Annotated in this window: 18 protein-coding genes; 8 read left to right on the top strand and 10 right to left on the bottom strand. The window is 69.5% G+C overall.

The features are described 5' to 3' along the window. The coding region (locus tag ACFWU3_RS11805; RefSeq protein ID WP_384434817.1) for an alpha-isopropylmalate synthase regulatory domain-containing protein at positions 1-891 on the top strand (891 nt) is incomplete at its 5' end. A gap of 27 nt (positions 892-918) precedes the next feature. On the opposite strand, the gene ACFWU3_RS11810 is transcribed toward ACFWU3_RS11805, so the two are convergent. Beyond that, positions 919-2,793, bottom strand: coding sequence for a ricin-type beta-trefoil lectin domain protein (locus ACFWU3_RS11810; protein WP_384434820.1), 1,875 nt, complete (start codon positions 2,791-2,793; stop codon positions 919-921). A gap of 245 nt (positions 2,794-3,038) precedes the next feature. Here ACFWU3_RS11810 and ACFWU3_RS11815 point away from each other — a divergent pair, with 245 nt between their 5' ends. The 3 genes from ACFWU3_RS11815 (at position 3,039) to ACFWU3_RS11825 (ending at position 8,618) form a co-directional block, all read left to right on the top strand. Beyond that, complete coding sequence (locus tag ACFWU3_RS11815) at positions 3,039-4,016, top strand: LacI family DNA-binding transcriptional regulator (protein ID WP_384434823.1); 978 nt, start codon at positions 3,039-3,041, stop codon at positions 4,014-4,016. Between the two features lie 133 nt (positions 4,017-4,149). Further along, positions 4,150-7,230, top strand: a complete 3,081-nt coding sequence (locus tag ACFWU3_RS11820; protein WP_384434826.1) for a glycoside hydrolase family 3 N-terminal domain-containing protein — start codon at positions 4,150-4,152, stop codon at positions 7,228-7,230. A gap of 53 nt (positions 7,231-7,283) precedes the next feature. Next, positions 7,284-8,618: a hypothetical protein gene (locus tag ACFWU3_RS11825; RefSeq protein WP_384434829.1), complete on the top strand. Its 1,335-nt coding sequence runs from the start codon at positions 7,284-7,286 to the stop codon at positions 8,616-8,618. Positions 8,619-8,755: 137 nt separating this feature from the next. Here the strand turns inward: ACFWU3_RS11825 and ACFWU3_RS11830 are convergent, their stop codons facing one another. Beyond that, positions 8,756-9,370 carry a YceI family protein gene (locus ACFWU3_RS11830; RefSeq protein ID WP_384434832.1) on the bottom strand — a complete coding sequence of 205 codons (615 nt, stop codon included), beginning with the start codon at positions 9,368-9,370 and terminating at the stop codon, positions 8,756-8,758. Positions 9,371-9,604: 234 nt separating this feature from the next. On the opposite strand from ACFWU3_RS11830, the gene ACFWU3_RS11835 reads away from it, so the two are divergent. After that, complete coding sequence (locus ACFWU3_RS11835) at positions 9,605-10,117, top strand: hypothetical protein (RefSeq protein ID WP_340475606.1); 513 nt, start codon at positions 9,605-9,607, stop codon at positions 10,115-10,117. Positions 10,118-10,246: 129 nt separating this feature from the next. Here ACFWU3_RS11835 and ACFWU3_RS11840 read toward each other — a convergent pair whose 3' ends face one another. Beyond that, the gene (locus ACFWU3_RS11840) at positions 10,247-11,473 is read right to left on the bottom strand and encodes a glycoside hydrolase family 64 protein (protein ID WP_384434835.1); all 1,227 of its coding nucleotides are present in this window, start codon (positions 11,471-11,473) and stop codon (positions 10,247-10,249) included. A 257-nt stretch (positions 11,474-11,730) separates the two neighbouring features. Here ACFWU3_RS11840 and ACFWU3_RS11845 point away from each other — a divergent pair, with 257 nt between their 5' ends. The 3 genes from ACFWU3_RS11845 to ACFWU3_RS11855 all read left to right on the top strand — a co-directional run bounded on the left by ACFWU3_RS11845 (position 11,731) and on the right by ACFWU3_RS11855 (position 16,033). Then, the gene (locus tag ACFWU3_RS11845) at positions 11,731-14,058 is read left to right on the top strand and encodes a polysaccharide lyase 8 family protein (protein WP_384435235.1); all 2,328 of its coding nucleotides are present in this window, start codon (positions 11,731-11,733) and stop codon (positions 14,056-14,058) included. Between the two features lie 154 nt (positions 14,059-14,212). Next, positions 14,213-15,796 (top strand): acyl-CoA carboxylase subunit beta, encoded by a 1,584-nt coding sequence (locus tag ACFWU3_RS11850; protein ID WP_313943891.1) that lies wholly within the window; start codon positions 14,213-14,215, stop codon positions 15,794-15,796. A gap of 30 nt (positions 15,797-15,826) precedes the next feature. Next, entirely contained in the window at positions 15,827-16,033 is a 207-nt protein-coding gene (locus ACFWU3_RS11855) for an acyl-CoA carboxylase subunit epsilon (protein ID WP_313943890.1), read from the top strand. A 175-nt stretch (positions 16,034-16,208) separates the two neighbouring features. Here the strand turns inward: ACFWU3_RS11855 and ACFWU3_RS11860 are convergent, their stop codons facing one another. The 7 genes from ACFWU3_RS11860 to ACFWU3_RS11890 all read right to left on the bottom strand — a co-directional run bounded on the left by ACFWU3_RS11860 (position 16,209) and on the right by ACFWU3_RS11890 (position 22,915). After that, a complete protein-coding gene (locus tag ACFWU3_RS11860; RefSeq protein ID WP_050791473.1) occupies positions 16,209-16,790 on the bottom strand; it encodes an ATP/GTP-binding protein in 582 nt (193 codons plus the stop codon). Continuing rightward, positions 16,771-17,343, bottom strand: a complete 573-nt coding sequence (locus tag ACFWU3_RS11865) for a DUF742 domain-containing protein (protein ID WP_384434840.1) — start codon at positions 17,341-17,343, stop codon at positions 16,771-16,773. The genes ACFWU3_RS11860 and ACFWU3_RS11865 overlap by 20 nt, the downstream gene beginning before the upstream one ends. 96 nt (positions 17,344-17,439) lie before the next feature. Next, the gene (locus tag ACFWU3_RS11870) at positions 17,440-17,853 is read right to left on the bottom strand and encodes a roadblock/LC7 domain-containing protein (RefSeq protein WP_006127847.1); all 414 of its coding nucleotides are present in this window, start codon (positions 17,851-17,853) and stop codon (positions 17,440-17,442) included. A gap of 10 nt (positions 17,854-17,863) precedes the next feature. Then, on the bottom strand, positions 17,864-21,073 hold the full coding sequence (locus ACFWU3_RS11875) for a nitrate- and nitrite sensing domain-containing protein (RefSeq protein ID WP_384434843.1): 3,210 nt from the start codon (positions 21,071-21,073) through the stop codon (positions 17,864-17,866). Positions 21,074-21,410: 337 nt separating this feature from the next. After that, entirely contained in the window at positions 21,411-21,992 is a 582-nt protein-coding gene (locus ACFWU3_RS11880; protein WP_159686641.1) for an ATP/GTP-binding protein, read from the bottom strand. Then, the gene (locus ACFWU3_RS11885; RefSeq protein ID WP_313943887.1) at positions 21,973-22,377 is read right to left on the bottom strand and encodes a DUF742 domain-containing protein; all 405 of its coding nucleotides are present in this window, start codon (positions 22,375-22,377) and stop codon (positions 21,973-21,975) included. Before ACFWU3_RS11885 ends, ACFWU3_RS11880 begins: the two co-directional genes overlap by 20 nt. Positions 22,378-22,501: 124 nt before the next feature. Continuing rightward, entirely contained in the window at positions 22,502-22,915 is a 414-nt protein-coding gene (locus ACFWU3_RS11890; RefSeq protein ID WP_142214992.1) for a roadblock/LC7 domain-containing protein, read from the bottom strand.

The following is a 22,915-nucleotide window of genomic DNA, read 5'->3' on the forward strand; positions in this document are numbered from 1 at the left end:
ACCGCCAACGGCTACGGCGAGCGGGTCGGCAACGCCAACCTGTTCCCCGTCGTCGCCGCGCTGGAACTGAAGTACGGCAAGAGCGTGCTGCCCGAGGGTGCGCTGGCGGAGATGACCCGGATCTCGCACGCGATCGCGGAGGTCGTCAACCTCACGCCCTCCACGCATCAGCCCTATGTGGGGGTGTCCGCGTTCGCGCACAAGGCCGGTCTGCATGCCTCCGCGATCAAGGTCGATCCGGATCTCTACCAGCACATCGCCCCGGAGCAGGTCGGCAACACCATGCGGATGCTCGTCTCCGACATGGCGGGCCGTGCCTCGATCGAGCTGAAGGGCAAGGAGCTCGGCATCGAGCTCGGCGGTGACCGCGAGCTGATCGGCCGGGTCGTCGAGCGGGTCAAGGAGCGCGAACTCGCCGGCTACACCTACGAGGCCGCCGACGCCTCCTTCGAACTGCTGCTGCGCGCCGAGGCCGAGGGCCGCCCGCGCCGCTACTTCCGTACCGAGTCCTGGCGGGCCATCGTCGAGGACCGCCCCGACGGCACCCACGCCAACGAGGCCACCGTGAAACTGTGGGCCAAGGGCGAGCGGATCGTCGCCACCGCCGAGGGCAACGGCCCCGTCAACGCCCTCGACCGCGCGATGAGAGTCGGTCTGGAGCGGTTCTACCCGCAGCTCGCCAAGATGGAGCTGGTCGACTACAAGGTCCGCATCCTCGAAGGTCGCCACGGCACCGAGTCCATCACCCGCGTCCTGATCACCACGGGTGACGGAGGCGGCGAATGGTCCACCGTCGGCGTCGCCGAGAATGTCATCGCCGCCTCCTGGCAGGCCCTGGAGGACGCCTACACCTACGGTCTGCTGCGCGCCGGCGTCGAGCCGGCCGAGTAGACCGCGGGCGGGGGCGCCCCCCGAGCATCAGGGCTGGAGCCGCCACTTCTGGTTGGCGGCTCCGGTGCACGACCAGATCTGTGCCCGGGCCCCGTTCGCCGACGAGTTGTCCGAGACGTCCAGACACTTGTCGGCCGCCGCGTTCACCAGATCACCGGTGGACGCCTCGTACCGCCACTGTTGCGCCCCCGACCCGTTGCAGCCGTACAACTGGATCTTCGCGCCGTTCGCCGTCGACGCACCCGTCACGTCCAGGCACTTGCCCAGTGCCTGGACCGACCCGTCCGCCCGGACCGTCCAGCGCTGGGCGGTGGAGCCGTTGCAGTCCCAGAGCTGGACGGCCGTGCCGTCGGCGGTCGAGCCGCCCGCCACGTCGAGGCACTTGCCGGCCAGGCCCACCAGGGCGCCCGACGCGTCCGAGCCGCCGCTCTGCGTGCCCGACCAGGTGAAGGTCGCGGACGTCTTGCCCGGCAGCGAGTAACGGACGGTCTGGCCGCCCCAGTTGATCCGCATCTCACGCGCCGACGACGAGTCGTTGTAGGCGATCAGGGCCTTGGAGCCGTCGGGATTGCGCCAGGCCACGTTCGGCACGTCGCCGCTCGCCGTCGAGGCGATCCGGTGGGCGCCCGGCTTCACGAACTTCGTCAGATGCCCCATCGTGTAGTACTCGATGGTGTAGTCGACCTGCCCGTGCCGGCCGTCTCCGTTGTGCACGGTGATCAGGCCGTCGCAGGTCCCGCAGCCGCCGTTGTGGGGGCCGCGGTTCTGGTCGACCGCCAGGGACCACTTGGTCACCGACTTCGCCCAGTTACGGGTGTAGTCGATGATGTTCATCATGTCCTCGCGCTGCTGGTTGCCGATCCAGGTGCCGCCCGAGTGCTCGGTCTGGAAGGCGTCCAGCTGCGGATACTGGTTGTGCACGTCCGTCTGCTTGGAGACGTTTCCGCCGTAGCCGTGCCAGGCCACGCCACCGAAGTTGGGGTGGCTGCGCACCGCCGCGTCGTTCACCGCCGGCGCCGCGTAGGCGTCGTAGGTGTCCCAGTTCCAGTCGTGGGCGAGCACCTTGGTCGGCAGGCCGGCGCCCTGGAGCCTCGGCAGCAGCTCGCTCTTGGTGAAGAAGGCGAGCCCGGAGCCGTTCCAGCTCATCGACGGGTAACCGGCGCAGCAGGTCGGCTCGTTCTGTGCGGTGACGTAGTCGACGGGGACGCCCTGGTCGCGCCAGGCCTGGAGGTACTTCACGAAGTAGTTGGCGTAGGTGCCGTAGTTCTCGGCCTTCAGCCAGCCGCCGTTGAGCTGGCCGTTGTCCTTCATCCACGCGGGCGCCGTCCACGGTGACGCCACCAGGGTGAGGCCCGGATTGAGCTGTCGTGCCTGCTTGGTCAGCGGCAGCACGTCGGCGAGGTCGTGGGCGATCGAGAACCGCGACAGCGAGGGGTCGGTCTGCCCGGCCGGCAGGTCGTTGTAGGTGTAGCCGAAGCGGGCCAGGTCGGAGCCGCCCATCGGGTTGCGGACGAAGGAGAGCCCGATCCCCTCGGTGGGTGAGAAGAGCTTGCGCATCGTCGCGTCACGCGTGGCCTGGGAGAGTGCGCCGCTGCCCTTCATCAGCCATGCGGCCGTGTCGGTGAAGGAGGCGCCGCCGCCGCTGAACGTCTGGAAGCGGGTGTTCTCGTCGACGGTGATGTTGGTGCCGCTGCCGCCGTTGCCCGCCTGGAAGTTGACGGGTGTCTGCTGCTGGAGTCCGCGGGTGACGGTGCGGCCGCCGGCGTCGCTGGTCGTGGTGAGCCAGACGTTCACCTGCTCGCCTGCGGCCTGCGCCGTACCGGCGGTCAGACCGGTCAGACCGGCGGCCGCGAGGGTGGCCGCGAGCAGAATTCTGATCGTTCGCTTCGGTCGTCTTGCCATGGGCTGGAGCCCTTCTCGGCAGATGTGTGGGGGTCGAGGCGTGAGTGAACTGCCGATGCGAACGTCCGTCAAGAGATTGCGCATTCACACTCTGAACGAACAACCCTCCATGCAGCGGCTGAAGTTGGGGTTTCGGCGATTCCGGTGTGAAGTCTTGACGGCGTGACGGGACGCTAGTTGACTCGCCGCGCACCACCGGTACCGGTTCCGGCACCGGTTCCGGACCTCGTCGCGGAGGCCTCCCCATGCCCGTCACCATCGCCGATGTCGCACGTCAGGCGGGTGTCAGCAAGACGACCGTGTCCCGGGTGCTCAACACCAGGGGCGAGGTCGACGTCGCTACCGCCGCCCGCGTTCGTGAAGTGATCGCGGCGCTCGGCTATGTGCCCAGCAGCGGAGCCGTCGGACTGGCCCGCGGCACCAGCCGTACGGTCGCCATGCTGACGCCCCCGCTGACCTGGCCGTGGATGGGCGAGGTCCTCCAAGGGGTCGTCGACACCGTCGAGGCCGCCGGCTACGGACTGCTGCTCTTCACCTGCAACCGCGGACGGGAGTCCGTGGAACACTTCGCCGGCCAGGTCTCCGCCCGCGCCTTCGACGGACTCCTCGTCGTCGAGCCCGAGGACACCCTCGACACGATCACCGCGATGCACCGCAAGGGCCTTCCCGTCGTCCTCATCGACGACCGCGGCCATCACCCGGAGTTCCCGTCCGTCGCGACCACCAACCGGGAGGGCGGGGCGTCGGCCGCCCGCCATCTGCTCGCCGACGGCCGCTCCCGCCCCCTGATCGTGACCGGCCGCCCCGACTTCGGCTGCGTACGCGAGCGGCTTGAGGGCTTTCTGGAGGTGCTGCCGACCGACCGCGTCGTCGGCGGTGACTTCACCGAGGTCTCCGGGCGGCTGGCGACGGAACGCTTCCTCGCCACCGGCAGGGCCTTCGACTCCGTCTTCGCGCACAACGACCTCAGCGCGGTCGGCGTGCTGCGGGCCCTGCGCGCCGCGGGACGGAGCGTCCCCGACGACATCGCGGTCGTCGGCTTCGACGACATCCCCATGGCCCAGCACACGGAACCACCGCTGACCACCGTCCGCCAGCCGATGCGCCGGATGGGGGAGCGGGCGGCCGGGATGCTGCTCGCCCACCTCGGCGGCACTCCCGCTCCCGTCGAACCCGTCGTGCTGCCCACCGAACTGATCGTGCGCGCCTCCGCACCCGCCTGAGCCGCGCCCGCTCCCCGACGCCCCTCGCGCTCGATCCCTGTCGTTCCCCCGACACCACCGCACCCGCTCGCACCAGCCCTCCCGCTCGCCGACCTTCCTGCCGTGCCACCCCGTCCGCACCGAAGGAGCCGCAATGCCCCCCACCCGTACCCGCTTCAGAACCAGAGCCGGCACGGCCGCGCTCGCCGCGACCGCCGTCCTGACCACCCTGCTCACCGGCGCCGGAGCCGGGGTCAGCGCGGCGGCCGACGATCCGGTGCCGTTCGCCGTCGACCGCTTCGAGGGCGAGGTCCCGTTCGCCAATCCGCCCGCCGAGGGCATCTTCACGTGGGGGAGCGACGCCGACGACCAGCCCCGGCTGGAGCTGAAGGAGCGCGCGGACGCGCCCGAGGGCGCCAAGGTCCTCGAAGGCTCCTACGACATCAGCGGCTGGGGCGGCCTCACCCACGACTTCGCCTTCGACAAGCCCGCGCAGAACTGGACCCCGTACAAGGGCATCCGCTTCTGGTGGTACGGGCAGAACACCGCACCGCTGCCGCCCGGTTCGGGCAAGAAGATCAACTTCGAGCTCAAGGACGGCGGCGCCAACGGCGAGGCCTCCGAACTGTGGACCACCTCGTTCACCGACGACTGGGAGGGCTGGCACCTCGTCGAGATCCCCTTCGCGGACTTCGTCTACCGCGCCGACTACCAGCCCGTCGGCGGCATCGACCAGGTCCTCGGACTGAACGAGATGTGGGGCTACGCGCTCACCCTGCCCACCGGCGCCCCCGGCCGGTTCGCCATGGACGGCGTCGAGCTGTACGGCAAGGCCGACCCGGCGCTGAAGGCGAGCGTCATCACCGACGCGGCCGTCCACCCGGTCGACGAGGGCGGCACCGCCAAGGTGAAGATCTCCGTCGCCACCACGGGCTCGGGCCCCACCGAGGAACCCGTCACCGTCGCTTACACCACCGAGGGCGGGACCGCCGAAGCCGGCAGGGACTACACCCCGGTCTCCGGCACGGTCACCTTCCCGGCCGGGTCCGTCTCGGGCACATCGACGTCGGTCGCCGTCGCGACCCGCAAGGACCGCTCGGCCGAGCCGGCCGAGACGATTCCGCTGAAGCTCACTGTCACCGGAGCGAAGGCGCCCGCCGAGACCCCGCAGATCGTCGTGGACGCCCACGGTCTGCCGTATCTCGACAAGAAGCTCCCGGTGAAGAAGCGCGTCGCCGACCTGCTCTCGCGGATGACGCTCGCGGAGAAGGCCGGGCAGATGACCCAGGCCGAGCGCAACGCCCTGAAGTCTCAGGGCGACATCGCCGCCTACGACCTCGGTTCGCTGCTCTCCGGCGGCGGCTCGGTGCCGACCCCGAACGCCCCTGAGGCCTGGGCGAAGATGGTCGACGCCTACCAACTGCGCGCGCAGGCGACGCGGTTCCAGATCCCGCTGATCTACGGCGTGGACGCCGTGCACGGCCACAACAACGTCATCGGGTCGACGATCATGCCGCACAACATCGGCATCGGGGCCACCCGTGACGCGGCCGTGGCAGCGAAGACCGGCGCCGTGACGGCGAAGGAGGTCCGCGCCACCGGTATCCCGTGGGACTTCGCACCCTGCCTCTGCGTGACGCGCGACGAGCGCTGGGGCCGCTCCTACGAGGCCTTCGGGGAGGACCCCGCCCTGGTCACCGCCATGGAGACGGTGATCACGGGTATGCAGGGCGCCCCGTCCGGCAAGGATCTCGCCCGCAACGACAAGGTGCTGACCAGCGCCAAGCACTACGTCGGCGACGGCGGTACGGAGTACGGCTCGTCCTCCACCGGCTCGTACACGATCGACCAGGGCATCACCAAGGTCACCCGGCAGGAACTGGAGGCCGTCCATCTCGCGCCGTTCGCGGAGGCCGTCAAGCGCGGCGCCGGCACGGTCATGCCGTCGTACTCGTCGCTGGACGTCCTGGGCGACGACCAGGGCCCGGTGAAGATGCACGCCAACGCCGAGATGATCAACGGCGTGCTCAAGGACCGCATGGGCTTCAAGGGCTTCGTCATCAGTGACTGGCAGGCCATCGACCAGATCCCCGGCGACTACGCGAGCGATGTGCGTACCTCGGTCAACGCCGGACTCGACATGATCATGGTGCCGACGGCCTACCCGGACTTCCACCGGACCCTTCAGGAGGAGGTGACGGCGGGCCGGATTCCCGAGGCGCGGATCGACGACGCCGTCTCGCGGATCCTGACCCAGAAGTTCGCCCTGGGACTGTTCGAGAAGCCGTACGCCGACACCACCCACCTCGGCAGCATCGGCTCGGCTCCCCACCGGGCGGTCGCCCGTGAGGCCGTCGCCAAGTCCCAGGTGCTGCTGAAGAACGACGGCGCGGTCCTGCCCCTCAAGCCGTCGCAGAAGGTGTACGTCGCCGGGTCCAACGCCGACGACATCGGCAACCAGGCCGGCGGCTGGACCATCAGCTGGCAGGGCTCGTCCGGGAAGATCACCCCCGGCACGACGATCCTCGAGGGCATGAAGAAGGCCGCCCCCGAGACGGTGACCTGGTCCAAGGACGCGTCCGCTCCCCTTGAGGGCCACGACGTCGGTGTGGTCGTCGTCGGCGAGACCCCCTACGCCGAGGGTGTCGGAGACGTCGGCAACGGCCACGACCTGGAGCTGAGCGCGGCCGACCGGGCCGCCGTGGACAAGGTGTGCGCCGCGATGAAGTGCGCCGTCCTGATCGTCTCCGGCCGCCCGCAGCTGATCGGCGACCGCCTCGGCGACATCGACGCACTCGTCGCCTCCTGGCTGCCGGGCACCGAGGGCGACGGCGTCGCCGACGTCCTCTACGGCCGGAAGGCCTTCACCGGCCGGCTGCCCGTGACCTGGCCCAGGTCCGCCGCACAGCTGCCGATCAACGTCGGGGACACCGCGTACGACCCGCAGTACCCCTACGGCTGGGGCCTCACCACCCTGAACAAGCCGCCGGCCGGCGGGGAACTCACCCTCAAGGCCATGGCACTGGCGGCGAAGCTCCTGGAGGTGACCGGCCGGGGCGACTCCCCGGAGGCGCGCGAGCTGGTCTCCCGGGCCCGGCTCCTCGTCCAGCAGAAGATCGGGCAGCGGATCACGGCCGCGTCGGCGAAGCCGTTCGCGGACGCGGACCATCTACTGCTGTCCGGCAAGCCGGCCGCGGCCGTGGCCAAGCTGACGGCCGCATACAAGGCGGCCTGAATCAGACCCTTGGCGCATGTCCGAAAATCAACCCTTTCGGGTAGCGTCAAGGTATGAGGACCAGGCTGTTCACCGCACTGTCCGGTCTGCTGCTCGCGCTCTCGGCGGCCGCCCTCGGGGTGGCGCCGGGGGCGCACGCGGCCACCGGCCCCGCCACCGTGGCCGCCGCTCTGGAGAACAGCCCGGTCTATGTCGACCCGCGCGCCTCCGCCCAGCTCTCCAAGGCGGACGCGGACGCGCTGGCACAGAAGATCAAGAACGCGGACAAACCGCTGTTCGTGGCCGTCCTGCCGGCGTCCGCCGACTTCCCGCCCGAATCCGTCCTGCGGAACGTCCGCACCGAGACGGGTGTCACCGGCCTCTACGCCATCCGCCTCGGCGACGGTTTCAACGCGGCGGCCGACAGCCGCGTCCTGTCGGGCCAGGCTGTCCAGAACCTGGTCACCGCGGTCAAGACGCCCCCCGGCGCCGACGCCGCCACCCAGCTGAACAACTTCGTCGACCAGGCGCTCCCGCAGATGCGGGGCAGCGCGCCCGCCTCCTGGGGCACCACCGGAGGGGACGAGGGAGTGAACGGCGGCGCCGTGATCGCCTTCGGTGCGGTGCTCGCCGCGGGCGGAGTCGGCGCCTACGCGCTCGTGGCCCGCAACCGCCGCCGCAAGGCACAGGAGGAGCGAGAGGCCCTCGACAAGCTCCGGGTGGTGGTCGACGAGGACATCACCGCCTTCGGTGAAGAACTCGACCGACTGGACTTCCACCCCTCGGAGAAGGGCGCGAACGACGCGATGCGCGCCGACTACGAGCGGGCGCTCGACTCGTACGACAAGGCGAAGTCGCTGATGGGCGCCGCCCGCCACCCCTCCGACGTGCGAGGAGTCACCGAGGCGCTGGAGGACGGGCGCTTCAGCCTGGCCGCACTCGACGCCCGGCGCACGGACCGGCCGATTCCGGAGCGCAGGGCCCCCTGCTTCTTCGACCCGCGCCACGGGCCCTCCGTCACCGACATGACCTGGACCCCGGACGGCGGCCAGGCCCGCGAGATCCCGGTGTGCGCGGTGGACGCCTCCCGGCTCAAGGGCGGCCTGGACCCGATGGCCCGCACGGTCGAGACGGGGGACGGCCGGCGGCCGTACTGGGAGGCAGGACCGGCGTACGGCCCCTGGGCCGGCGGCTACTTCGGCGGCGGCATCCTCCCCGGTCTGCTGGCCGGCACACTGCTCGGCAGCGTGCTCGCGACCCCTGCGTACGCGGCGGACTACGGCGGCGCCGACTACAGCGGCGGCGACTACTCGGGCGCCGACTTCAGCTCGTCGGACTTCGGCGGAGGCGGGGACTTCGGGGGCGGCGGAGGCTTCGGTGGCGGCGGGGACTTCGGGAGCGGTTTCTGAGCGGGCGGCACCCGGCGATGGCAGCGTCCTGAGGTGCGGTCCGGCCCGGCAGCGACAGCGCGCGGACAGCGGAGCGCCCGCCCGGCCGTCGGGACGGCGGGGCGGGCGCGCTCTGGGTGCCGGGGTGACGTCCCGGATCAGGCCGCGGACTTGATCGCGGAGATGTCGAAGGTCAGCTTCACCTTGTCGCTGACCATCACGCCGCCCGTCTCCAGCGCGGCGTTCCAGGTCAGGCCCCAGTCGGAGCGAAGGATCTCGGCGGAGCCCTCGAAGCCCACGCGCTCGTTGCCGTAGACGTCGGTGGCGGAGCCGTTGAACTCCAGCTCGATGGCGAGGGGGCGCGTGACGTCCTTGATCGTCAGGTCACCGGTGATCCGGTAGGTGTCGCCGCCGAGCGTCTCCGCCTGCGTGGAGCGGAAGGTCATCTGGGGGAACTTCTCGGTCTCGAAGAAGTCACCGCTGCGCAGGTGGCCGTCGCGGTCGGCGATACCGGTGTCGATGCTGGCGATCGTCACGTCGATCTCGGCGGTGGAGTGGTGCGGGTCCTTGCCGTTCAGCTCGAGGCTGCCGGAGAACTCACCGAACGAGCCGCGGACGTTGGTGACCATCGCGTGGCGGACCGTGAAGCCGATGCTGCTGTGGGCCGGGTCGATGGTGTAGCTGCCGGACAGTGCGACCAGGGCGGGGTCGACCTGGGTGGCGGTGGCGGTGGCAGTGGCAGCGGCTTCGGGCTTGCGATTGAAGATACCCATGATGTCGGACTCCTCGGGGGACGGGGCGGTCGGTAGTTAAACCTTCAACGACATCGACCATAGACCTATTCCGTTTAAAGTTCAACATCTTCTGGAGGGGTTCACCCGAACGACATGCGCACCCCCTGGCGACGCGCGTAGAACTCGGGCAGCATCTCTGTGCTCCACCTGCACCGCCCGTACCACCGGACTGGCACGGTCCCCAACGGTCATCAGCAGGAGGGATCTCCCCCCATGAAAATCCGATCGACGCTCACCGCGCTCGCGCTCGTCTCCGGCGCGCTCCTCGCTCCCGGCTTCGGCGTCCTCAGCAGCGCGACCGAAGCCCACGCGGCCACCAAGATCAGCCACGCCACGGCCACGTCGATGTTCCGCTCGTCCGGGATCACCTGGTCCTCGTCCGGCGGCTGCTCGAACCGCAACAACCCCACCTGTACGTCGTTCGACCAGCTGAACCTCATGTCCGCGCAGGGGGCCCAGACACTGAAGAGCGCGAGCGGGTGTGCCCTCAACATCACCGGCGGCACCGAGACCGGGCACGCGAGCGGCACGTACTCCCACTGGAACGGCTACAAGCTCGACTTCAGCAAGGGCACGTGCGTCGGGAACTACATCAAGAACACCTTCAGCTACATCGGCGCACGGCCGGGCGACGGCGCCCCGCAGTGGAGGTCCGGGTCCGGGAACGTCTACGCGGACGAGGGCAACCACTGGGACGTGACCTACTACAACTGCGGCGGCTGCTGACCGTACGGGCGAGTGCCCGGCCCCTCCGCAGATGGCGGAGGAGCCGGGCACTCGGCGTGTCAGGGGCCGGCGGTGACGAGCCGGCGGTCATGGGCTGCTGGTCAGGACCCGACGGTCAGGACGTGCCGGTCAGGACCCGACGGTCAGCGTGAAGCGCCGCGGGTTGCCGTCGTGCGCCGCTCCCGAGACGTCGGGCTGTCCGTCCGGACGGACGTCGTCGTACGGGAACGCGTACCCGATCGGGGTGTTGGCGTGCACGACACGGGAGAAGTGGTTCGTGCCGGGGTCGAGGTAGTAGTCGGCCGCGGTCGCTCCGTTCGGCTGGTCAGGGTGGGACAGCAGGGTCGTCCGGTTGAAGCCGGCGGCGAGCCGGGCGAGCAGGCCCTTCTTGTCGTCCGGGTCGCCGGGGTTGTTGGCGAACGGTCCGTGGTTGCAGGTGAAGACGTCCTTGGAGGACGGCTTCGAGAAGGTGTGACCGCCGTTGAAGGTGAGCGTCTCCCCGTTCACCCGGCCGGTGAACACCCCCCGTCCGCCCTGGAGATCGATCCGCAGATCGGTGGAGCGGTACTTCTCCCAGACCTGGTCGATGTAGGAGTCGAAGGCGTCGCGGAACGGCATCTCCGCGGGCCGGTCGAAGTAGGGGGCCATCAGGTTCTGCGGCGCGATCACGCGCAGCACCTTGCCGTCCGCGCCGCGGATGACGAGCTTGTCCCACGGTTGTCCGTCCTCGGCCGCCTGGGCGGCGAGACCATCGGCGATCTTCTGCACCGCGCCGTCCGGCAGTGGCGCCACGGTGTGGGTGGCGTCCCCGGTGAGTGTGAGGCCGATGGGGAGGGCCGTCACCAGGTCGACGTAGCTGATGTTCGCGTACAACTGCTGGGGGTTGAAGGTGAACTCGGCGAAGGACCAGATGCGGTCGTAGTTGGCGTCGGACGGCGTCGCGAAGGCGGGCTCGACCAGGGAGGGGCCCGGGTTCACGAAGAAGTCCAGCTTGTCGTCGCGGACGAAGTAGACGCGGGCGCCAAACATCTGAGGAAGCGTCAGCACGATCGGGCCGGAGCCCGCCGCGGGCAGCGGGATGGCGCAGTCGACCGGCAGCGGGGTCTCGGGCGCCGACGGGTTCTCGGGGTAGTGGACACCGCCGTCCGGGCGCAGCAGCACCCACCGGTCGGTGCCCTGTTCGTGGCCGGTGACATAGGCGTGGACCGTGCCGGGGAGTGACTTGTTCTCCAGGGCGAGCTCGCAGGTGGGGGCTGCGGCCCTGGCGCGGGGGCTGAGAGCGCTTCCCCAGGCGGGATAGGTGGCCGCGGTGACCGCGGCGGCCGCACCGGTGAGGAAGATACGTCGGGATATCACGGACAGAACTCCTGGTGCTCGTGGGGGAGTTCTCACTGTTGCGACGCCCGGTACCCGCGTCAAGAGATATGACTGAGAGCGCTCTCGGCAGTTTTCACTGCCCATAAGCCGGGGTTAAGGCAGTCGGCGTGAGGACGCGCGTGTGGCGCAAGCGCTTGCTGGCAGCTTGTGTCATGACCATTGAAGGCACCCGGCTGCCGTGCTAGACCACAGGTCGACCGGACCGAATCACTCACGCACCGGAGGCCCCCGTGCCGCTGTCGTCAGCCTGGTCCCGCCGTACCTTTCTGGCCACCACGGGAGCAAGCGCTCTCTGTATCGCCCTCACACCACGGGTGAGCGCTGCGGCGGACGACGAGTACGAGACCCTGCGGCAGCGCTGGTTGGAGATCAGCCTCGGCAGCGGCTACGACGCGACCGTCGAACCGTACGCGTCCCGCCTCGCCGAGACCGGGACGCTCGCCGCGGGCTTCCGCGCCTCGATGGCGCCCACCGCGACCTCACTGTGGCCCGGATACCCCTTCGACCCGCCCGCCGGCATCACCCAGAGCTACACCCGGCTGTGGACCATGACCCAGGCGTACGCGCAGCAGGGCACCGGACACACCGGTGACGCCGGGCTGCTCGCCGACATCCTCCGCGGCCTCGACCATCTCGCGACGACCGTCTACAACCCCTCGACGACCCGCTACGGCAACTGGTGGGAGTGGCAGATCGGCAGCCCCCGCCTCCTGATGGACATCGTCGCCGTCCTCCACGACGACCTCGGCCGGGCCCGGCGGGACGCCGCGTTCGCCGCCGTCGACCACTTCGTCCCCGACACGATGCTCGGCGACTACACCGGCACCTCCACCGGCGCCAACCGCGTCGACCTGTGCCGCTCGGTCGCCCTGCGCGGCGTGCTCGGCAGGGCGCCCGCCAAGATCGCCCTGGCCCGCGACGCCCTGTCGCCCGTCTTCCCATACGTCACCCGGGGCGACGGCCTCTACGCCGACGGCTCGTTCGTCCAGCACACCTGGGTCGCCTACTCCGGCACCTACGGCCAGGTCATGCTCGACGGCCTGGGGCGTCTCTTCAGCCTGCTCGCCGGATCCACCTGGGCCGTCACGGACCCCAACCGGCAGATCATCCTGGACAGCGTCGAGCACGCGTACGCGCCCCTGATTTACAACGGGCTGATGATGGACAGCGTCAACGGCCGTGCCATCAGCCGCGGTTACCTCAAGGACGACGACCGCCGCGTCATGCGCAGCGACCACTTCCACGGCCAGGCGCTGATCGCCGCGATCGCGCTGCTCGCGGGCGGGGCGAGCGCTGAGGAGCGGGAACGCTGGCACGCGCGGATCAAGGGCTGGATCGCCCGCGACACCACCACCCCGATTCTCGAAGGCGCCCAGTTCGGGGTCGCCGATCTGTCCCGGCTGCACGCCGTCGACGCGTCGCCCGTCCCGGCCGCGCCCGAGCCCGTCGGACACCACCTCTTCGCCGCCATGGACCGGGCCGTCCACCGCCGCCCCGGCTGGACCGCGAACATCTCCATGGCCTCACAGCGGATCTCGTACTACGAGTGCGGCAACGGCGAGAATCCACGCGGCTGGCACACCGGCGCCGGAATGCTCTACTGGTGGCCGGGCGAGGCGCAGGGCGGCCAGTACACCGACTGGTTCTGGCCGACCGTGGACTTCTACCGGCTCCCCGGCACGACCGTGTCGACCAAGCGGCTCGCCGACAGGGCGGGCGGCGAGTGGGGACTGCCCAAACCGGCGGCGCGCTGGGTGGGCGGAGCCTGTGACGGCGAGTTCGCCGCCGTGGGACAGCACCTCCACGGGCTGGACTCCACCCTGCGGGCCCACAAGTCCTGGTTCTGCGTCGCCGACGCGGTCATCTGCCTGGGCGCCGGCATCTCCTGCGCCGACGGGGTGCCGGTCGAGACCGTTGTCGACAACCGCAATCTGGGCGAGGGCGGCACGAACGCCTTCACCCGCGGCCACGGCTGGGCGCATCTCGACGGCCACGGCGGCTGGGTCTTCCCGGAAGGGACGGCGGAACTGCGCACCCTGTGGGAGGACCGGACCGGAGCGTGGAGCGACATCAACACCACCAGCTCCACCGAGCGCGCCACCCGCCGCTACCGCACTCTCTGGCTGGACCACGGCACCGATCCGGCCGATGCCTCCTACGCCTATCTGCTGATGCCGGGCGCGAGCCGCCGAACGCTCGCCGCCCGCGCGCACGACCGCCGCTGGCTGGAGATCCTCGACAACACCGCGGCCCGCCAGGCCGTCGCCGTCCGCTCCCTGGGCCTGACCGCGGCGAACTTCTGGCAGCCCGGTACGGTGGGCCCGCTCACCACGACGGCGCCCGCCAGTGTTCTGCTGCGGACCCGGCGCCGCACGGCCACGTTCCATCTCAGCGATCCGCTGCGCACCGGAGCACCCCTGGAGATCACCTGGCGCCGGCCGGTCCGCCGGGTCGTCGCCGCGGACGACGGCATCGAGGTGGTCGCCGCGGGGCGCGAGCTGCGACTGCGCCTCACCGGGGGCACCGCGGGGGCGAGCTACCGCTGTGAGGTGACTCTCAGCTGAACACCTTGTTGGACTTCCACAAACATCAGTGGCACTGAGCTGGTGGTTGGGCTGCTGTGCCGAATGGTTCTGTGCAAGGCCAACAGGAGAACGGACCGGAGACTGTACGGAGTCGACGGCAGGGTTTCCTCGGTCGGATCCGTAGGGTCGAGGCATGACCGTTTTGGACGAGACCGCCAGTGAGCCGAGCGACGCTCGCGGACGCGTGGCCGAGCTGCACGATCTGCGCGACCGTGCGCGGCGCGGGCCCAGTGACCGCGCCACCGAGGCGCAGCACGCCAAGGGCAAGCTGACCGCCCGCGAGCGCATCGCGCTGCTGCTGGACGAGGGCTCGTTCAAGGAGGTCGAGCAGCTGCGCCGGCACCGGGCGACCGGGTTCGGTCTGGAGGCGAAGAAGCCGTACACCGACGGTGTCATCACCGGCTGGGGCACGGTCGAGGGCCGCACGGTCTTCGTCTACGCACACGACTTCCGGATCTTCGGCGGCGCGCTGGGCGAAGCCCACGCCACCAAGATCCACAAGATCATGGACATGGCCATCTCGGCCGGTGCCCCCCTGGTCTCCCTCAACGACGGCGCCGGCGCCCGTATCCAGGAGGGCGTCTCCGCCCTCGCCGGCTACGGCGGCATCTTCCAGCGCAACACCCGCGCCTCCGGTGTCATCCCGCAGATCTCGGTGATGCTCGGCCCGTGCGCCGGTGGCGCGGCGTACTCGCCCGCGCTCACCGACTTCGTCTTCATGGTCCGCGAGACCTCGCAGATGTTCATCACCGGCCCGGACGTCGTCAAGGCGGTCACCGGTGAGGAGATCACCCAGAACGGCCTGGGCGGCGCGGACGTCCACGCCGAGACCTCCGGCGTCGCGCACTTCGCGTACGACGACGAGGAGACCTGCATCGCCGAGGTGCGCTACCTGCTGGCGATGCTCCCCTCGAACAACCGTGAGAACCCGCCGTCGGTCCCGGCCGAGGACCCGGCCGACCGTCGCTCCGACGTCCTGCTGGACCTCGTGCCGGCGGACGGCAACCGGCCCTACGACATGCACCAGGTGATCGAGGAGCTCGTCGACGACGGCGACTACCTGGAGATCCACGAGCGCTGGGCCCGCAACATCATCTGCGCACTGGCCCGTCTCGACGGCCAGGTGGTCGGCATCGTCGCCAACCAGCCGCAGTCCCTGGCCGGTGTCCTGGACATCGAGGCCTCCGAGAAAGCGGCGCGCTTCGTCCAGATGTGCGACGCCTTCAACATCCCGATTATCACTCTTCTGGACGTACCCGGCTTCCTGCCCGGCGTCGACCAGGAGCACGGTGGAATCATCCGGCACGGAGCGAAGCTCCTGTACGCGTACTGCAACGCCACCGTGCCGAGGATCTCGCTGATCCTGCGCAAGGCGTACGGCGGTGCCTACATCGTGATGGATTCCCAGTCCATCGGTGCGGACCTCACCTACGCCTGGCCCACCAACGAGATCGCGGTGATGGGCGCCGAAGGTGCCGCCAACGTCATCTTCCGCAAGCAGATCGCGGAGGCCGAGGACCCCGAGGCCATGCGGACGCGCATGGTCAAGGAGTACAAGGCCGAGCTCATGCACCCCTACTACGCGGCGGAGCGCGGACTGGTCGACGACGTCATCGACCCGGCCGAGACCCGTGAGGTGCTGATCGCGTCTCTCGCCATGCTCCGCAACAAGCACGCCGACCTGCCGTCCCGCAAGCACGGCAACCCCCCGCAGTAACCCTGCGACGAACCTGGAGCCCCAACAGCCATGAGCACTCCTGCCGACTCATCGTCCTTGCTCCGCGTCGAGAAGGGCCACGCCGACGCCGAGGAACTGGCCGCGATCACCGCGGTCCTGCTCGCCCGTGCCGCCTCCCAGCCCGAGGCGCCCGCCCACCGCGGCCGCTCCACGGCCGGCTGGCGCCGCCTGGAGCGCCAGCGCGGCTTCCAGCCCTCCCACAGCTGGCGGGGCTGACGCCAGGCTCTCCTGACGCCTTCTGGGGCCCCTCTCGCCGGTACTCCGGCGGGCGGGGCCCTTCGTCGTACCGCGCGAGCGCCGAAATACGCGACGGGGCGGGGCACGGCGGACACACGAAAGGCCCCCGCGGTGCGGGGGCCTTTTCGACTGGGGACACGAACCGCGGTACCGGCTACCGCAGACGCGCCATCAGGGCGTGTTCGACCAGTGTGATCAGGGCACTCTTGGCGTCTGCGCGGTGGCGGGCGTCGGTGGTGATGATCGGGGTGTCGGGGCCGATCTGGAGTGCTTCGCGGACTTCTTCGGGGTTGTAGGGCTGGTGTCCGTCGAAGCCGTTGAGGGCGATGACGAACGGGAGGCCGCTGTTTTCGAAGTAGTCGACGGCGGGGAAGCAGTCGGCGAGGCGGCGGGTGTCGACGAGGACGACGGCGCCGATGGCGCCGCGTACGAGGTCGTCCCACATGAACCAGAAGCGGTCCTGTCCGGGGGTGCCGAACAGGTAGAGGATCAGGTCCTGGTCGAGGGTGATGCGGCCGAAGTCCATGGCGACGGTTGTCGTCGTCTTGTCCCCGGTGTGTGTGAGGTCGTCGATGCCGGCCGAGGCTGAGGTCATGACGGCTTCGGTACGCAGCGGGTTGATCTCCGAGACGGCGCCGACGAACGTGGTCTTGCCCACGCCGAATCCGCCCGCCACCACGATCTTCGCGCTGGTGGTTGAGCGGGCTGCACCGCCGCTAGAGCTTGCGAAGTCCACTGAGCACCCTTTCGAGCAGTGTCACGTCTGGCTGGCCGCCGGCGGACTCGTCGCCGCCGGGCTGGTGGATGGCGACAAGTCCGGCCTCCGCCAGGTCGGCGACGAGGATCCGGGCAACGCCGAGGGGAATGGTGAGAAGCGCCGAGATCTCCGCGACCGACTTGATCTCGAAGCACAGCCGGCAGATCCGCTGGTGCTCGGGCAACTGCCCTTGCAGCCGGGCGGGATCGGCCGTGGTGGACACCAGCGCCTCGATGGCGAGCTGGTACCGCGGCCGGGTCCGGCCGCCGGTCATGGCGTACGGACGCACAAGCGGGTTGTGCGCGTTCTGGGCAGCACCCGAACCCGATGCCGGCTCCTGGGCCCTGCGCGGCTGCACAGGCTGGATGCGCGACGGCGGCTGCTGCCCATAGGGCGACTGCGGCTGGTGGTAGGGCTGTTGGGCACCCTGACCACTGGGCGTCGAAGGAAAATTGAAGCGGTTCTGAGAGTGCTCACCCGGCATCTGGTGAGCACCGCCGTCATAGGGGCGTCCGCCTGGGGGTGTTGCCACGTTTCCTCCTCCGACTGCCGGTAGCCGGTTCCTGTCCCTGTGGAGCCGCGCCACCGCACCCTATGGTGCGGTGGCGTGAAACGCACTGTCCGTCTGTTAGTTGAGAAGACTGCCCTGGAGTTCCGCACGGAGATCCGGGGTCAGCACGCTGCCGGCCCGGTCCACCAGCAGAGCCATCTCGTAGCCCACGAGGCCGATGTCGGCGTCGGGGTGAGCGAGCACCGCCAGCGAGGAGCCGTCGGAGATCGACATGATGAAGAGGAAGCCGCGCTCCATCTCCACGACGGTCTGGTTGACCGCACCGCCTTCGAAAATCCTCGACGCCCCCGCGGTCAGCGAGGTCAGACCGGAGGCGACAGCCGCCAGCTGATCGGCTCGGTCCCGGGGGAAACCCTCGGACATCGCCAGCAGGAGTCCGTCGGCGGAGACCACCACGGTGTGGGACACCCCAGGGGTGTTGTCCACGAAGTTGGTGATCAACCAGTTCAGATTCTGCGCCGCCTGGCTCATCGGGCTCACACTAACGCTCCTGGTTGTAGGTACTGCCCGGGCCGAAGCCCGATCCGTTCGTGTCCGATCCCGCGCTGCGTCCCTGCTGGACACCGCGCCGCAGGTTGCTCAACCTGCCCCGCACGTCCTCAGGGGCGCGGGAAACCTGGGGGCCCCGCTGCTGGGTCTGCTCCGCGGTGCCCTCGATGAGGTTCGCCTTGGGCACCCGCCGCGGAAGTCCGGAGGAGGTCACTCCGCCGGCCTTCGGCTCACGGAGCTTCTCCGCCCGCTGCCAGCGCTCGTCGTTGGTCGAGCGCCAGTCCGTGGTGTCGACGGTGCCGGTGCTGCCGCCTGCCGACTCGGGCTGACTGTTCTGCGGAGCCTGTCGAGGCTGCTCTGCGGGCTGCTGCCACTGCTGTTCGGGCTGCTGCTGCGGCTGTGACGGCTGGGAGCCGCCGCGCCGCGGCAGACCGGCGTCGGTCAGCGCGTGGCTGTTGCTCGGAGAGGGTCCCGGACGGTCGAAGCCTACGCGCTCGGGAGCCGCCGTGGGGGCGCTCGGCGCAGATTCCGATTCCTGCCGGTACTCCGGCTCATAAGCACCCTGGTAGGCGCTCTGATCCGGCCACTCGCCCTGGTGGGGCTGGGTGTCGTACTGCCCGTCGTACTGCTGCTCGGAACCCTGCGAAGCCTGGTAACCGGCTTCCGCATAGTTGGTTTCGGGCTGCTCCTGACGGTCCTGGTGCTCGGGGTAGCCGTTGACCGCGGGGTAGTTGTCGTACCCCTGCTGGGACTGGTCCTGGGCGTAGCCCTGCTCCGGGTAGTCCTGACCGTAGTCGGGGGCGTACTGCTGCTGGCCCTGGGCGTAACCCTGGTCCTGGCCGTAGCCCTGCTCCTGCGAGTAGTCCTGCTCCTGGCCGTACGGCCGCTCACCGTGTGCCTGGGCCTCCAGCGCCGCACGGCGCTCCTCGCGCATCAGCGAGCGGTTCACCGGGTCGAGCTGGGCGCCCTCCGGCTCCTCGTAGCGGGAGTCGTCGAAGCCGAGCTCCGCCGCGGTGAGCATGGGAGCGTGCTCGAAGGAGGACTGCTCCGGGATGATCTGGGAGACCGTGAAGTCGTCCTCGGGCAGGGGCTCGCCACCGCCACCGTGGGTGATGGCGTCCGGGAGCATGACCAGCGAGGTGGTGCCGGCCTGCTCGCCGGAGGGGCGCAGCTGGACGCGGATGCCGTGCCGGTCGGCGAGGCGGCCGACCACGAAGAGGCCCATGCGCTGCGAGACGGCGGCGTCCACCGTCGGCGGGTTGGCCAGCTTGTGGTTGATGTCGGCGAAGTCCTCGGCGGTCAGGCCGATGCCCTTGTCGTGGATCTCGATCATGACACGGCCGTCGGGAAGCCTGGTGGCCGTCACCCGGACCTTGGTCTGCGGCGAGGAGAACGTCGTGGCGTTCTCCAGCAGCTCGGCCAGCAGGTGCACGAGGTCGGTCACGGACTGGCCGTGGATCTCCGTCTCGGGCACGCCGGTCAGCTCGATGCGCTCGTAGGACTCCACCTCGGAGGAGGCGGCGCGGAGCACGTCGACCAGCGGGACCGGCTGGTTCCAGCGGCGGCCGGGCTCCTCGCCGGCGAGGACCAGGAGGTTCTCGCCGTTACGGCGCATACGGGTCGCGAGGTGGTCCAGCTTGAAGAGGTTCTCCAGCTGGTCCGGGTCGGCCTCGTTGTTCTCCAGGTCGGTGATCAGGGTCAGCTGACCCTCGATGAGCGACTGGTTGCGGCGCGACAGGTTGGTGAAGATCGCGTTGACGTTGCCACGGAGCATGGCCTGCTCGGCGGCGAGCCGGACGGCCTCACGGTGGACCTGGTCGAAGGCGCGGGCGACTTCGCCGATCTCGTCCTGGGTGTCGATGGGGATGGGCTGCACCCGGGTGTCGACGCGGCCCGGCTCGGTACGCGAGAGCTGGTCGACCAGCATCGGCAGACGCTGCTCGGCGATGCCGAAGGCGGCGGTGCGCAGCTGGCGCATCGAGCGGCTCATCTGGCGTGCCATGAGGCCGGCCAGGATGAACGCCGTGAGCAGGGCCAGCACGACGATGGCGCCGTTGAGGATGGCGTCGTTCCGGGCGTTGTCGGAGATGGTCGCGGCCTCGTTCACCGCCTTGTCGACGAGCTCGTTCTCGACCTCGGTGTATCCGTCGAACTTGGCGGTGGAGGCGCCCATCCACGTCCGCGGCGTGATGTCCTGAGCCGCCAGCGTGGAGGGCTTGGCGCCGGTGCCGATCTTGAGGGCCATGCCCGTGAGGACGGAACCGTCGGGGCCCGGCTGCGGGCTGAGGCCGGCGGCCTGGAGCTGCTTCGCGCCGTTCGCGGCCTTCTCGGCCATGACCGCCTTGAGCTTGTCCGCGTCGGCCTGCGTACCGCCGGAGACGTACTCACCGAGGGCGATCTGCTCGAGGTAGTTGTACGAGTTGAACGCCACGGTCTGCTTGGCGAAGATCGTCTCGTCCTTGCTGGGCCGCACCAGGAGGTGCGTACCGATGGAACGCTGGAGAGACCCGGCCGCCTTGGCGAGCTGGATGGCGTAGACGGTACGGCCGTAGCTGGTGACGTTGCCGGTGCCGAGACCCAGCTCGTTCGCGAACTCCATCAGCGAGTGCTGGATCTTGACGTAACCCTCTTCGGTGCCGACCGCCGACTTGGCCTCGATACCGCTGGAGTACGCGATCTTGCGCAGGGCTTCCAGCCCCGGCTCCTCGTTGCGGAACAGTGCCAGACGGCGCTCCAGGCCCTGCTTGTCAGGCATGTCCTGGACGGCGCTGTCGAACTTCTGCTTCGCCGCGTCCGTCGTGTCGTACCACTTGGTCACCTCGTCGCTGGTGCGGGCCTCCGGGGAGGTGGCCGTCAGCAGCGGCACGGCGGTCATGTCGCGCTCGTTGAGCAGTGCCTGGCCGTACTCCGCGGCGGCGCGCACGATGAGGGCCGTCTTCTCGGCGTCCTGGGCCTCGTTCCAGGTGTCGATCGAGCTCTTGACCTGGAAACCGCCCATGACCAGGCCTACGAGCACGGGTATGAGGAGAATCGCGTTCAGGCGCGTCGGAACTCGCCAGTTGCGCGGGGAAAGCCGGCTGGAGCTGCCACCGGGCGGCGGCGTGGGCGCCGGCTCGTCCGCAGGCGACACCACTGTGCGCGGCGGCGGGGTGAAGTTGCCCCGCGCCTGCTGCTGTGCGGAGCTCGTCATGCTTCGCCTCACTCGACCAACAACCTCTCGGCGTCGGCACCAACGCTGTGCCGTATTTCGTTTGGAGCCGTACTACTAGGGAGTTCATCGAATTTCAGCATGCGGGGTGGGTCCGTTCCAAACAGTTGGAATCAGCCATTCCGTGTAGTGGCGACCACAGATAAAACGGGCATAAAGAGCGAGGGACGCCAAAAGGCGAGGCAAAGGTGAGCGCAGTGGTACCGGCCGAACGCACCGGGTGTCCGGACCGCTGGAATTCTCTGTCGAAACGTTATGAACACGGGGGCGGGCCGTGTCAAAGGACACAGCCCGCCCCGTCACAACTACGACAAGTGCCGTATGTCGCCGTCTACTTGAGTCGGGCCATCAGGGCGTGTTCGACCAGTGTGATCAGGGCACTCTTGGCGTCTGCGCGGTGGCGGGCGTCGGTGGTGATGATCGGGGTGTCGGGGCCGATCTGGAGTGCTTCGCGGACTTCTTCGGGGTTGTAGGGCTGGTGTCCGTCGAAGCCGTTGAGGGCGATGACGAACGGGAGGCCGCTGTTTTCGAAGTAGTCGACGGCGGGGAAGCAGTCGGCGAGGCGGCGGGTGTCGACGAGGACGACGGCGCCGATGGCGCCGCGTACGAGGTCGTCCCACATGAACCAGAAGCGGTCCTGTCCGGGGGTGCCGAACAGGTAGAGGATCAGGTCCTGGTCGAGGGTGATGCGGCCGAAGTCCATGGCGACGGTTGTCGTCGTCTTGTCCCCGGTGTGTGTGAGGTCGTCGATGCCGGCCGAGGCTGAGGTCATGACGGCTTCGGTACGCAGCGGGTTGATCTCCGAGACGGCGCCGACGAACGTGGTCTTGCCCACGCCGAATCCGCCCGCCACCACGATCTTCGCGCTGGTGGTCGATCGGGCTGCACCGCCGCTAGAGCTTGCGAAGTCCACTGAGCACCCTTTCGAGCAGTGTCACATCCGGCGTGCCGCCGGCCTCTCCGTTGCCCGGCTGGTGGATCGCCACCATGCCCGCCTCCGCCAGGTCCGCCACCAGAATCCGTGCGACACCGAGCGGCATGGACAGCAGCGCCGACACCTCGGCCACCGACTTGACCTCACGGCAGAGGTGGCAGATCCGCTGGTGCTCGGGAAGCAGTCCGGCAAGGAGCGCCGGATCGGCCGTGGTGGACACCAGCGCCTCGATGGCGAGCTGGTACCGCGGCCGGGTCCGGCCGCCGGTCATCGCATACGGACGTACCAGCGGCTGGTCGCCCTCCAGTCCGTAGGCGTCTGCCGACGCTCCGTACGGATCGTGAGAGGCGGTTGGCGGGGTCATGAGTCCTCCGGGCGGGACAGCAAGTGGTCGGCGTGCCGTCTGAGTGGGCCGGTGGGGGGCAAAAGAGCGACCTGACGGGTTGGTGCGTTGGCGCTTGCCTGCGGAGCCGTGTGTGGGGCACGGCTCAGTGCAGGAGGCTTCCCTGAAGCTCGGCGCGCAGGTCCGGTGTGAGGACGCTGCCCGCGCGGTCGACGAGAAGGGCCATCTCGTAGCCGACGAGGCCGATGTCGCACTCGGGGTGTGCGAGCACGGCCAGCGACGAACCGTCGGAGACGGACATCAGGAAGAGGAACCCCCGTTCCATCTCGACAACCGTCTGGCTGACGGGTCCCCCTTCGAAGATCCGGGACGCCCCCGCGGTCAGCGAGGTCAGGCCGGATGCGACAGCCGCCAGCTGATCGGCGCGGTCACGGGGAAACCCTTCGGACATCGCCAGCAGAAGACCGTCGGCGGAGACCACCACCGTGTGCGACACCCCAGGGGTGTTGTCCACGAAATTGGTGATCAACCAGTTCAGATTTTGCGCCGCCTGGCTCAT

The organism is Streptomyces sp. NPDC058685, from assembly GCF_042714725.1.
GTDB lineage: Bacteria > Actinomycetota > Actinomycetes > Streptomycetales > Streptomycetaceae > Streptomyces.

Bases quoted from the DNA above. Each gene is read 5' to 3' on its own strand.
- ACFWU3_RS11810 (WP_384434820.1), bottom strand. From the start codon at position 2,793: ATGGCAAGACGACCGAAGCGAACGATCAGAATTCTGCTCGCGGCCACC.
- ACFWU3_RS11815 (WP_384434823.1), top strand. From the start codon at position 3,039: ATGCCCGTCACCATCGCCGATGTCGCACGTCAGGCGGGTGTCAGCAAG.
- ACFWU3_RS11820 (WP_384434826.1), top strand. From the start codon at position 4,150: ATGCCCCCCACCCGTACCCGCTTCAGAACCAGAGCCGGCACGGCCGCG.
- ACFWU3_RS11825 (WP_384434829.1), top strand. From the start codon at position 7,284: ATGAGGACCAGGCTGTTCACCGCACTGTCCGGTCTGCTGCTCGCGCTC.
- ACFWU3_RS11830 (WP_384434832.1), bottom strand. From the start codon at position 9,370: ATGGGTATCTTCAATCGCAAGCCCGAAGCCGCTGCCACTGCCACCGCC.
- ACFWU3_RS11835 (WP_340475606.1), top strand. From the start codon at position 9,605: ATGAAAATCCGATCGACGCTCACCGCGCTCGCGCTCGTCTCCGGCGCG.
- ACFWU3_RS11850 (WP_313943891.1), top strand. From the start codon at position 14,213: ATGACCGTTTTGGACGAGACCGCCAGTGAGCCGAGCGACGCTCGCGGA.
- ACFWU3_RS11855 (WP_313943890.1), top strand. From the start codon at position 15,827: ATGAGCACTCCTGCCGACTCATCGTCCTTGCTCCGCGTCGAGAAGGGC.
- ACFWU3_RS11870 (WP_006127847.1), bottom strand. From the start codon at position 17,853: ATGAGCCAGGCGGCGCAGAATCTGAACTGGTTGATCACCAACTTCGTG.
- ACFWU3_RS11885 (WP_313943887.1), bottom strand. From the start codon at position 22,377: ATGACCCCGCCAACCGCCTCTCACGATCCGTACGGAGCGTCGGCAGAC.
- ACFWU3_RS11890 (WP_142214992.1), bottom strand. From the start codon at position 22,915: ATGAGCCAGGCGGCGCAAAATCTGAACTGGTTGATCACCAATTTCGTG.